Here is an 11,837-nt window from a genome sequence, read left to right as displayed (position 1 = left end):
ACAAAGTGACGAACTCGACCTTCAACTCCAACTTGCACAACACGGCGTTGTCCTTTGAGAAGCTCGGCGTTTGGTCGTTCTTGGCGTTCAAAGTCCACTGATTCTTCTTCAACTTCTAGTTTCGGAATTTCTAGAACTAAATCTTTCACACCTTCAGCTGGCTGGTTGCTTGATAGAACTTTTGTACCAACTTCGGTGATTTCTGGGCTTGCTTCCTTAAGAACCTCAGTCGAACGAAGAGTGCGATTGCCTTGGGCATCTACTTCTACAAAGTGACGAACTCGACCTTCAACTCCAACTTGCACAACACGGCGTTGTCCTTTGAGAAGCTCGGCGTTTGGTCGCTCCTGACGTTCAAAGGCTGTTGTTTCAGTTTCAATAACTAGTTCAGGGAGGGCCTCAACCGTTGGAGCTACTTCATTTGGATCCATGCTACCAACATGATGGCTTTCTTCTGCAGGAGCTAGTTTCTTATTCAGCTTTTCTTTCATTTCCGCAAAAGCTTGAGGAGTTGGCGTTTGTGAGGCTAACAAAGCTTCTGCTTGGGCAATCAACTCAGCTTTAGGATCTTTTTCACGGACAGATTCGAGCAATCCTTCCAATTCCTCTCTAGCAGTCTGATAACGTTGATTTCCATCCAAGTCTGTCCCTGCTTGTTTCAACTCATTCAAAGCCTGGTTGACTTCTTCTTGGCTAGCATTGTGGCTTTCTGCTACTGCTTTCGCTGCAGTGAGCTTCTCTACTAGTGTTGCTTGTTTGTCCTCACTTGAGAAGGTGTAGGCAAGGGTTGACTGACGGCCTTGGGCAGCAGTGATTTCTTGTTTGAGGTACTCATCGTTGACAGCTGCTTTTGGAGAAACCAAGACATCAAACTCAACAGTGTGTCCTTTATAATGCAAGGTCAAGGTTTGACGACCAGTCTTTTGAGCATCGTAGCCCGTAATTTCAACACCTTGATCTGTGAACGTATGCGTCTCTTCCGTCTCATCATCATAGAGAACTCCAAAGCGACCTTCTGCAAGATCCAGTTGCTCTCCTACTAGATAATCCGTTTTCGGTTTCTGAGTAATGTACAAACCTGCTACTTCTTTTGGTTTTCCTTCATCTTGACCTGTCACTTGTACCTTTAAGTCACCAGTAACTGGAAGTCCAAGGTAGCTGACTGTGAGCTTTTGTTCCCCTTTTTGATGAGCGTCGTATCCAGATACAGTCACACCTGAGTGAGTAAGGTTGATCAGTTCATCGTCTTGTCCCCCTTCGTATTGAACACGGAGAGTGCCGCCTCTAAGGTCAAGTTTTTCTCCCTCTTTGTAAACTGTCTTCTTCGGCCCTTTTTCAAGGCTAACCGCAGCAATTTTTCTCTCATCCTGCGGAATCGCTACTGCCAAGGTGTTACTGATTTCTTTGCCAGGTAGTTGGGTACGATAGTAGAGGAGAGTTGGTTGCTTGTCAAAGCCCAATGGCGCTGTTGCCAAGTCGCCACCATTTTCAGATTTCAAAGTTGCAATTGGTGTTTGTGAATCAGCCTTTTCGTAAACGGTGATGGTTGCGCCTGCCGGAACATCAGAGAAGCCTAGTTGAACTTGGTGGTTTCCAAGTGAACGAGCAGCTACCTTAGCCATTGGAATATTTTGACTTTCTGTGTCCAAGGTTTCGTACATCTTCCAGTTATAGATACGAATGGCCTTCCAAGGTGTTCCGTTATCAGATGTGATAACTTTTAGACGCCAGTCTTGAGCAGTAATTGGTTTGTCAAGAGTGATATCTGTCACGTGCGCTTTATTGCCACGGACTTCCTTAGCTAACTTCCATTCACCATCCGCATCTTTATAATAAAGGTCAAAGTCTTTGGTGTTCATCAAACCGTCGTTTACGGATTCTCCACCAGCTCCCGCATGATCCATGACCCATCTAACAACACGACGTGGCTTGGTCAAGCGAATATCCACACTACCGCTCAACTGAGCTGAAGACCACTTATCTGACAAGCTAGTAATGGTACCGTTCAACATACCTTCAATGCCTTCTCCACCTTCAGTGTTTGGGAAAGTGCTACCAATTACCGTTGCCCCTGGAACAATATTTTCAGCCAAAGGTCTTGGGAGAGTTGTATCCTGAACAGTCATGCCCCAGTTGAATGACGCAGTTGCAGCCTCAGAACGGAGTCCATTTTTACCAACTGCAACAACTTTCAATTCCTGAGTCCTACCAGTCGCATTAGCAGAGCGGCTAACTTTTGGTAAGTAGATGGTTGAAGCAGATGAACCTGTCAACAAACGCCAGTTGTCCCCGTCTTTTTCGTAGACTTCATAGAAATCTGCATCTTGGTTACCCGAAAATTGAACCACTGCTTCAGCTTCTTGGGCATTCTTAAGAGATTGCTTCACCACAGAGAGACCTGTCGGGGCTTGAGGTGCTTGGTTATTGTCTGAAATGGTTAATTGACCTAGGTTGAACTGATAATCTTTTACAGCACCTTCATGTTCGAAGAAGAGTTTAACTGCATAGATGGTTTTACCTGCTAGTGAGCTAAGGTCAATTTCTTCATTTATCCAGTTGTCAGAAAGAGTCAGTTCTTTCCATGCGTCTGCATCCTCAAATTTGTAGTCTGGAGTCGTAGAAAAGGCCATATAAACTTTCGAACCTTTTCCTCCCTTGTGGGCAACCCGAAGTTTGGTTTTCTCCGTTACTTCTAGTTTAGTAGAATACAAATTCACATCTTGGTCTGTCTTACCAGCTACATCACCTGAGAATTTAAGGGAATTTCCGCCATTGTAGGCATCTGTAAAGTCATATTCTGCACGAAGTTTTTCCCCCGTTGAAGTCTGCCACCAACGCCATGTTGGTAAGACACCTGAAACAGAACGGTAGTTCCATTCAGAATCCTTAGAAACTTTGCCGTCTACAAACCACTTTCTACCATGACCTGTATTAAAAGATGTAGTGAAGGTCCGGCCTACTGCTGGAGTGCGGTCCGCAACTAAATTGGCAATTCCATACCACTCTTTATCACCTGGTTTTTGAGCCGTTGGATCTCCTTGGTAACCTGTGAAGAAGATATCCTCGTTCTTGTGGTAGTCTTCACCTGTTTTTCCTAGACTGGTAATTGTATCCGGCGCAAAAAGTCCAAGTGACAAGCGCAACTTGCCTTTTTCATCTAAAAGAGCATCCCAGTTGACCTTGGTCTTATACGAACCACCTTGTTGCAATTCTAAGCCTGCAAAGACATCATACTGGCTACGTTCTAGCCATTTTGCCATCTCTACAGAGTGGTCATTTTTTTCCTTGTTCCAGTTGAAGTTAGCAAAAAATTGATCTGCAGGGACCTTATCTCCTTCTTTTTGCATAAACTGGTAGTTGTAATCACCTAGACCATCTTCGTGGTAACGGCCATATTTGTAGGTCATGGCATCGTACCAAGCATACTTGATTGGGTGGTTGACCTTAGCCGCGTATTCTTTTGTATAGAGCATGAATTGGCGCATTTTTTCACCAAGAGGTGCTACCAATTCCCCCGTTGTTTCTTGGTTGATGAAGTAGCCATCAAAGCCATAGTATTTAGCGAGTTCAACAAGTTTACGTGCAATCGGGAAGGTGCCATCTTCATCTTGCTTCAAAGCCTCAGCAAACTTCTCTTGGTCGGCAATGCTGTTTGACCAGTTGAAAAAGAGGGTTCCATAAACGGGAACTCCGTTGCGGTGCCCGGCATCAATGACATCTGGAGTAGGGACTAGACCTTCCCAGAAGACCATTGAATCTAAGTATTGCCAGTAGTCAAAAGCATAGGCCTTGAATTCTTCTCCACCAACAGAAGCGTGGTCTTTGGCCTTTGAGTTGGTATTTGCTAGAGCTTGAACCTTGGCTCTTCTGCTTGCTTTTTCGTTAACCAACTGACCTCTATGGCGCTTGGCGAGTTCAACTGAGGAACGATTGATGGGATCATCCTCGCGCGCACCTGGTTCCCATTTCAACAAATCATTCCAAGTATCAAATTTGATTTCTTTTGGCCGGAGACTCTTCTCTTCTTTTTTAGGAACGTCTGCTAGACTTGGTTTGTCGGCTTTATTGTCAACCACTTGAGGAGCTTCCTCAGGCTTGACTCCTTCTTTATCAGTTGGTTTTTCAGCTGTTTCTGTCGGAGCTGACTTCGCTTCTTCTTTTTCATTAACCAGATCCGTTATTGCAGGAGTGTTTTCTGAAATTGGTTGCTCAGCTACTTTGTTTTCAGTTTCCTCTAATTGTTTTTCGAGGGCTGTTGTGTCTGGTTTAGCTGTTTCACTAGCGCTTGTAGCTTGGGCGCTCGTATTTGCAACTGCCTCAGGGACAGCGACCTGTTCGGCAAGAGCTGGACTCGCAAATAAAGCTGATCCAATCATCAAGGAACAAGCCCCGATTGACAGCTTACGAATACTGTAACGGCAACGTTTTTCAAAAAATAGATCTTTCATCTTATCCTCCTAATAGAACAAAAAAAGTAACTGTTCCCACAATCAAGCATCAGAACAGGATTATCTTCATTTTATCTTATATGAAAGCGATGTCAATCTATTTTACGTATAAACTATAACTAGGATAAGAAACAGTTAAATTTGGATATAATCCTTGCAGACATTTATATTTGGGGTAAGAACTCTATTCTAAGGAAGAAATTTAAAAAAGTTAGCGATTTCTTACTAAAAGATCAAGAAAACACTTGTGAGATTTACTTTTATCCTTTAAAATAGAATAGGAGAAATTCCGCGATTATTTTTCGGAGGAAAAAGAAATGTCCATTAATTGGCAGGAAATTTTATTTCACTTTTTAGGTGGTCTAGGACTGTTTTTATACAGTATTAAGACCATGGGGGACGGTTTGCAACAAGCTGCTGGAGATCGCCTTCGTTTTTACATTGACAAGTACACTAGCAATCCCTTTTTAGGCGTTCTAGTTGGGATTGTCGTAACCGCCCTGATTCAGTCAAGTACAGGGGTTACAGTTATTACAGTTGGGCTGGTCAGCGCTAGTCTTCTAACTCTTAGACAGGCTATCGGAATTATCATGGGAGCCAATATTGGAACCACCGTTACTTCCTTTATCATCGGTTTCAAGCTTGGCGAATATGCTTTACCCCTGATTTTCCTTGGAACCATGTTCCTCTTCTTTACAAAAAATAGAACAGCAAACAATATCGGACGCATCCTATTTGGTGTTGGGGGAATCTTCTACGCCCTCAACCTCATCAGTGCCGGTATGAGTCCGCTTAAAGATTTACCACAATTCAAGGAATATATGGTAACTTTGGGACAAAATCCTATTTTAGGAGTGGTAGCCGGTGCAGTCATTACCGTCCTCATCCAAGCTTCTTCTGCGACAATTGGGATTTTGCAAGGTCTCTATGCAGGTGGGTTCCTTGACCTTAAAGGTTCACTACCAGTTCTCTTCGGGGATAATATCGGGACAACCCTAACCGTTATCATCGCGGCAGCTGGAGCCAATGTCTCTGCAAAGCGCGTTGCAGCGACTCACGTTACCTTTAACGTTTTAGGGACTATTCTTTGCTTAATCTTATTAGGCCCCTTCACTGCTATGATCGAGTACTTTCAGGCACTCCTTCACCTCTCACCTGAGATGACGATCGCCTTCTCGCACGGTGCCTTTAACGTAAGTAACACCATTGTACAATTTCCATTCATCGGAGCCTTGGCCTACTTTGTAACCAAGCTCATCCCTGGTGAAGACGAGGTTGTCAAGTACGAGCCTCTTTATCTCGACGAACAACTTATCCAGCAATCTCCTTCTATCGCTCTAGGAAATGCCAAAAAAGAACTTTTGCACTTAGGGAACTATGCAGCCAAAGCTTTTGACCTTTCTTATACCTATATCATCGGTTTGGATGAAAAGGTAGCTGAAAAAGGTCACAAGACAGAGGAAGCCATCAATACTATCGATGAAAAACTCACTCGTTACCTCATCAGACTCTCAAGCGAATCCTTGAGTCAAAAGGAAAGCGAAGTGTTGACTAACATTCTGGATTCATCTCGTGATTTGGAACGGATTGGGGACCACGCAGAAGGCTTGCTCAACCTAACAGACTACCTCCAACGCAAAGATGTTCATTTCTCTGAAGCTGCTCTAGAGGAATTAGCTGATATCTATCAAAAAACTACTGCATTTATCAAAGATGCCCTTGATAGTGTGGAAAATAATGATATTGAAAAAGCTCAAAGTCTGATTGAACGCCATAAAGAAATCAACAATATGGAACGCGTTCTCAGAAAGACCCACATCAAACGCCTTAACAAGGGTGAGTGTTCAACACAAGCTGGGGTCAACTTTATCGACATCATTTCCCACTACACTCGTGTATCTGACCACGCCATGAACCTAGCTGAAAAAGTCATTGCTGAACAAATCTAATAACCAAAAAGCTATCCTGAATGGGATGGCTTTTTTCGTCTCCTCATCAAGAATGTCTTTTCTGACATATAAAAAATGCTTTGATTCACAATGGAATCAAAGCATTTTAAAGAGTTCACCAAACATGATAGCAGAAACTGCAGTGCCTCTGTACTTGGCTTCTTCTCTTTTGATAAAGCGAGCCAAGTTTATCAATTCAGGTGCTGGATGTTTGGGATTTCTGAACAGTTCAAGATTAACCAGTCCCGAGAGTCGGACTGCTAGCAATTGTTCATTTGTAGTAGGTAGTTTTTTAGCAGTCTCTAGGAGAGCAGCGACTAAATCGTCACTCAGGCCCTGACGGGCATGGTTATAGAGATCTTTTATAAGGCTTTCTAGATTTTCTTCTGCCATCCTGACCACCTCCCTCATATTTAATAATTTTTAATCAAATCAACTGTTGAACGATCTAATTTTTTCACCAAGGCTTGCAAGAAAGCTTGGGCTTCTAGGAAGTCATCCATCGCGTAGAGAGTTTGGTGAGAATGGATATAACGAGCGCAGACACCGATGGTTGTAGATGGGACACCTCCATTTTTCAGATGAGCTGCTCCAGCGTCTGTTCCGCCTTTACCACAGTAGTATTGGTACTTGATGCCAGCTTCTTCAGCTGTTGTCAAAAGGAAATCCTTCATACCTGGCAAGAGCAAGTGACCTGGATCGTAGAAGCGAATCAAGGTTCCGTCCCCAATCTTACCTTGGCCACCGTAAACATCACCAGCAGGTGAACAGTCAACGGCTAGAAAGACTTCTGGATCAAACTTAGTTGTAGAAGTATGAGCGCCACGGAGACCAACTTCTTCTTGGACGTTAGAACCCAGATAGAGTTCATTGTCAAGCTTTTGACCTGACAAGGCTTCAGCTAACTCGCTCACCATGAGAACACCGTAGCGGTTGTCCCAAGCTTTGGAGATGATATTTTTTTCATTGGCTGTCAAGATCGCGGAACTATCAGGGACAATGGTATCACCAGGACGGATGCCAAAACTTTCTGCTTCAGCCTTATCCGCGAAACCACCATCAAAGATAATATCTGCAATAGCTGGCATGGTTGGTCCACCTGTTCCACGTGTCAAATGTGGTGGAACAGAGCCTGAAATCACGGGAATTTCACGACCGTCACGAGTAAAGAGTTTAAAGCGTTGGCTGCTGACTACCATAGGGTTCCAGCCACCGATTTCAACGACACGGAAGGTCCCATCTGGCTTAATCTCGCTGACCATAAAGCCAACTTCGTCCATATGAGAAGCAACCAAAACACGGGGCGCGTCGGTAGCTTCTGAATGTTTGATACCAAAAACACCACCCAAGCCATCTGTCACAACTTCATCCACATGTGGAGTCAACTTTTCACGGAGATAGGCACGGACAGGCGCTTCATGACCTGAGATCGCAGCAATTTCTGTTACTTCTTTGATTTTTGAAAATAATGTTGTCATATCAGTTCCTTCTTTCTATCCTCCATTTTACCACTTTTTATAGGAGAAGGATAGTGGGAAGGTGGATTGGTTTTTACTAGTTTATCCTATAAAATAGAGGGGCAGATGTTATTTCAGGAATTTTTCTTTCTTTTTACATTAAATTGTCAGAAAATTTATTGACAGATTAAAAAAATCGTGTTACATTATCTCCAAGGGTATTTTTATACCAAATCTACGTGAAAGGACGGGGCATGAAACTCTCTCATTTTTTAACTGGCTTACTTCTACTCCTTGTCTTTCTCTCCATCACCATTGGAACCAGTGATTTTTCTTGGGAAAAATTCTTTGCTTTTGACCAACAGACCTGGCTTCTCTTTCAAGAGTCGCGTCTTCCAAGAACCATCAGTATTCTCCTTGCAGCCTCTAGTATGAGCATGGCAGGACTCCTCATGCAGACCATTACCCAAAATCAGTTTGCTGCCCCAAGCACAGTCGGAACGACAGAAGCCGCCAAACTGGGAATGGTGTTAAGCCTCTTTGTCTTTCCGTCTGCGAGTCTGACCCAAAAGATGCTCTTTGCTTTTGGCTCATCCATCTTATTTACCCTCTTCTTCCTGGCCTTTATGACTATTTTTTCTGTAAAGGAAAGGTGGATGTTGCCCTTGATCGGGATTATCTATAGCGGGATCATCGGTTCTGTCACAGAAGTTATCGCCTATCGTTTCAATCTGGTTCAGAGTATGACGGCCTGGACCCAGGGCTCCTTCTCCATGATTCAGACCCATCAGTATGAGTGGCTCTTCTTAGGCCTCATTATCCTGATAGCCGTTTGGAAATTATCCCAAACCTTTACCATCATGAATCTGGGCAAGGAAACCAGTGAGAGTTTGGGGATTTCTTACTCCCTACTGGAAAAACTGGCCCTCTTTCTGGTGGCGCTAACGACAAGCGTCACCATGATTACCGTGGGTGCCTTGCCTTTTCTCGGGGTCATCGTTCCCAATCTGGTCCGCAAGCGCTATGGAGATAATTTGAGTCAAACCAAACTCATCGTCGCACTGGTCGGAGCCAATCTGGTTCTGGCCTGCGATATCCTCTCTCGAGTTCTCATTCGGCCCTATGAACTGTCTGTCAGTCTCTTGCTAGGAATCATCGGTAGCCTCGTCTTTATCCTGCTTCTATGGAGAGGGGGACGAAAAGATGCAGTTTAAAAGCAAACATACCAAGCTCTTCTGCCTTCTCATTATTCTGGCCATCGGAGCTTGTCTCCTCTACTTTTGGCCTATTAGTCACCTATCTGTCTTTGCTTGGAAACTTCGTTCTCAAAAGATTGTCGTTTATCTCTTGGTAGCTATCGCGACAGGGATTTCGACCATTAGTTTTCAAACCCTGACGGAAAATCGCTTCCTAACGCCAAGTATTTTGGGAATCGAATCCTTCTATGTCTTGCTACAGACCCTGCTACTGGTTTTTGAAAGCAAATTTCTACAGCTTGAAAAGTCTCCTATCTTAGAATTTCTAGTCTTGCTTCTGCTTCAATCCCTCTTCTTTCTTGCCTTACAAGGCTACTTGAAGACACTGATGAAACAAGACCTGGTCTTCATCCTGCTAATCTGTCTAGCACTCGGAAGTCTCTTTCGAAATATCAGTACCTTCCTCCAAGTCCTGATGAATCCAAATGAATACGATAAACTGCAGAACAGTCTCTTTGCCTCCTTTCAGCATCTCAACACTTCCATCCTAGTCATCGGTTCTCTGATTATCCTCGCTTTGACCATCTTTTTCTTTCGAAAAGCAGTCGTTCTGGATGTCTTGCACCTGCAAAGAGAAACGGCTCAGATACTGGGACTCGATATTGAAAAAGAACAGAGAGAACTCCTCTGGGGCATCGTGCTTTTGTCCTCAACAACCACTGCCTTGGTAGGGCCTATGGCCTTCTTCGGCTTTATGCTTGCCAATCTCACCTATCTAATCCTCAAAGATTATCGGCACAAGTTGCTCTTTATCGTAGTCATTCTGATTGGATTTATTAGTTTGACCTTGGGGCAAGCCCTGATTGAACGAGTCTTTGCGCTGGAAATTCGCATCAGTATGATCATCGAGAGTGTGGGTGGGTTCTTATTCTTTATCTTACTTTATAGGAGGGCACGTCGGTGAAACTGGAAAACATTGACAAATCCATTCAAAAACAGGATATTTTGCAAGACATTTCGCTTGAAGTCAGTCCTCATAAACTGACAGCCTTTATTGGTCCAAATGGTGCTGGAAAATCAACTCTCCTCTCCATTATGAGCAGACTGACCAAGAAAGATCAGGGAATTCTCAGTATCAAAGGTCGTGAAATCGAGAGTTGGAATTCGCAAGAACTAGCCAAAGAACTCACCATCCTAAAGCAGAAGATTAATTACCAAGCCAAATTGACCGTTGAAGAACTAGTCAGCTTTGGACGTTTTCCCTACAGCCGTGGTCGACTGAAGGCAGAAGACTGGGAAAAAATCCGAGAAACTCTGGACTATCTGGAACTGACCAACTTAAAAGACCGCTACATCGATAGTCTGTCTGGTGGACAGCTGCAACGTGTCTTTATCGCCATGGTACTAGCCCAGGATACAGACTTTATCTTGCTAGACGAACCACTCAACAACCTCGATATTAAGCAAAGTGTCAGCATGATGCAGATTCTCAAGCGACTGGTGGAAGAGCTCGGTAAGACCATTATCATCGTCCTCCACGATATCAACATAGCCAGTCAGTATGCGGATGAAATTGTTGCCTTTAAAGACGGCCAAGTCTTTTGCAAGGGAACGACTGCCCAAATCATGCAGGCTGACCTGCTCAGTCAACTCTATGAGATTCCCATCACACTGGCTGATATCAATGGCAAAAAGATCTGTATCTATAGCTAGCTATTTTGAACTCATGTTAGAGAACCCTCTGTCTCTTAGCTAACAAGCCTATCTAAGAGCCTCCCTACATCGTTATCACATTTTAAAAAGGAGAAATTATGAAAACATCCCTTAAACTCTATCTCACTGCCCTAGTGACTAGCTTCTTGCTCCTACTTGGTGCATGTAGTACAACTAAAACTACGAAGCAGACAGAGACAAGTAGCTCTGCTCCAACAGAAGTGACTATTAAAAGTTCACTAGATGAGGTCAAACTTTCAAAGGTTCCTGAAAAGATTGTGACCTTTGACCTCGGTGCTGCGGATACTATTCGCGCTTTAGGTTTTGAAAAGAATATCGTCGGAATGCCTACAAAAACTGTTCCAACCTATCTCAAAAGCCTAGCTGAAAAAGTTAAAAATGTTGGTTCTATGGTTGAGCCAGACCTAGAAGCCATCGCTACTCTTGAACCGGATTTGATCATTGCTTCTCCACGTACCCAAAAATTCGTAGACAAGTTCAAAGAAATCGCGCCAACTGTGCTCTTCCAAGCAAGTAAGGACGACTACTGGACTTCTACCAAGGCTAATATCGAATCCTTAGCAAGCGCCTTCGGCGAAACTGGTACACAGAAAGCCAAGGAAGAATTAGCCAACCTAGACAAGAGCATCCAAGAAGTCGCAACTAAAAACGAAAGTTCTGACAAAAAAGCCCTTGCTATCCTCCTCAATGAAGGAAAAATGGCCGCCTTTGGTGCCCAATCTCGTTTCTCTTTCTTGTACCAAACCTTGAAATTCAAGCCAACAGATACTCAATTTGAAGACTCACGCCACGGACAGGAAGTCAGCTTTGAAAGTGTCAAAGAAATCAATCCTGACATCCTCTTTGTCATCAACCGTACCCTTGCCATCGGCGGTGACAACTCAAGCAACGACGGCGTCCTAGAAAATGCCCTTATCGCTGAAACTCCTGCCGCTAAAAACGGTAAAATTATCCAACTAACACCAGACCTCTGGTATCTAAGTGGTGGCGGACTTGAATCAACTAAACTCATGATTGAAGACGCTCAAAAAGCTTTGAAATAAGCAAGAAAAC

Annotated in this window: 8 protein-coding genes; 5 read left to right on the top strand and 3 right to left on the bottom strand. The window is 43.8% G+C overall.

From position 1 onward, the window contains the following. On the bottom strand, nt 1–4,448 hold a 4,448-nt coding region (locus tag M1F97_RS06110), incomplete at its 3' end, for an endo-beta-N-acetylglucosaminidase (protein ID WP_247944533.1). A 317-nt stretch (nt 4,449–4,765) separates the two neighbouring features. Between M1F97_RS06110 and M1F97_RS06105 the strand changes: the two genes are divergently transcribed. Beyond that, nucleotides 4,766–6,397 (top strand): Na/Pi cotransporter family protein, encoded by a 1,632-nt coding sequence (locus tag M1F97_RS06105; RefSeq protein WP_131200801.1) that lies wholly within the window; start codon nt 4,766–4,768, stop codon nt 6,395–6,397. A 96-nt stretch (nt 6,398–6,493) separates the two neighbouring features. Here the strand turns inward: M1F97_RS06105 and M1F97_RS06100 are convergent, their stop codons facing one another. Both M1F97_RS06100 and pepA read right to left on the bottom strand, forming a co-directional pair. After that, the gene (locus M1F97_RS06100; protein WP_125399307.1) at nt 6,494–6,790 is read right to left on the bottom strand and encodes a bacteriocin immunity protein; all 297 of its coding nucleotides are present in this window, start codon (nt 6,788–6,790) and stop codon (nt 6,494–6,496) included. 20 nt (nt 6,791–6,810) lie between these two features. Continuing rightward, nucleotides 6,811–7,875, bottom strand: coding sequence for a glutamyl aminopeptidase (gene pepA, locus M1F97_RS06095; protein WP_247944532.1), 1,065 nt, complete (start codon nt 7,873–7,875; stop codon nt 6,811–6,813). A gap of 233 nt (nt 7,876–8,108) precedes the next feature. On the opposite strand from pepA, the gene M1F97_RS06090 reads away from it, so the two are divergent. From M1F97_RS06090 to M1F97_RS06075, 4 genes are all read left to right on the top strand, one after another. Then, entirely contained in the window at nt 8,109–9,068 is a 960-nt protein-coding gene (locus M1F97_RS06090; protein WP_247944531.1) for an ABC transporter permease, read from the top strand. Continuing rightward, the gene (locus M1F97_RS06085) at nt 9,058–10,014 is read left to right on the top strand and encodes an iron chelate uptake ABC transporter family permease subunit (protein ID WP_247944530.1); all 957 of its coding nucleotides are present in this window, start codon (nt 9,058–9,060) and stop codon (nt 10,012–10,014) included. The genes M1F97_RS06090 and M1F97_RS06085 overlap by 11 nt, the downstream gene beginning before the upstream one ends. Beyond that, on the top strand, nt 10,011–10,763 hold the full coding sequence (locus M1F97_RS06080; RefSeq protein WP_084920391.1) for an iron ABC transporter ATP-binding protein: 753 nt from the start codon (nt 10,011–10,013) through the stop codon (nt 10,761–10,763). The genes M1F97_RS06085 and M1F97_RS06080 overlap by 4 nt, the downstream gene beginning before the upstream one ends. A 98-nt stretch (nt 10,764–10,861) precedes the next feature. Then, a complete protein-coding gene (locus tag M1F97_RS06075; protein WP_247944529.1) occupies nt 10,862–11,827 on the top strand; it encodes a siderophore ABC transporter substrate-binding protein in 966 nt (321 codons plus the stop codon). Nucleotides 11,828–11,837: the final 10 nt, after the last annotated feature.

The sequence above is a fragment of the Streptococcus oralis genome (assembly GCF_023110435.1).
Lineage (GTDB): Bacteria > Bacillota > Bacilli > Lactobacillales > Streptococcaceae > Streptococcus > Streptococcus oralis_CF.
The sequence above is the reverse complement of the archived record's forward strand: the minus strand, read 5'-3'. Positions and strand labels throughout refer to the sequence as shown.

Bases quoted from the DNA above. Each gene is read 5' to 3' on its own strand.
- M1F97_RS06105 (WP_131200801.1), top strand. From the start codon at position 4,766: ATGTCCATTAATTGGCAGGAAATTTTATTTCACTTTTTAGGTGGTCTA.
- M1F97_RS06100 (WP_125399307.1), bottom strand. From the start codon at position 6,790: ATGGCAGAAGAAAATCTAGAAAGCCTTATAAAAGATCTCTATAACCAT.
- pepA (WP_247944532.1), bottom strand. From the start codon at position 7,875: ATGACAACATTATTTTCAAAAATCAAAGAAGTAACAGAAATTGCTGCG.
- M1F97_RS06090 (WP_247944531.1), top strand. From the start codon at position 8,109: ATGAAACTCTCTCATTTTTTAACTGGCTTACTTCTACTCCTTGTCTTT.
- M1F97_RS06085 (WP_247944530.1), top strand. From the start codon at position 9,058: ATGCAGTTTAAAAGCAAACATACCAAGCTCTTCTGCCTTCTCATTATT.
- M1F97_RS06075 (WP_247944529.1), top strand. From the start codon at position 10,862: ATGAAAACATCCCTTAAACTCTATCTCACTGCCCTAGTGACTAGCTTC.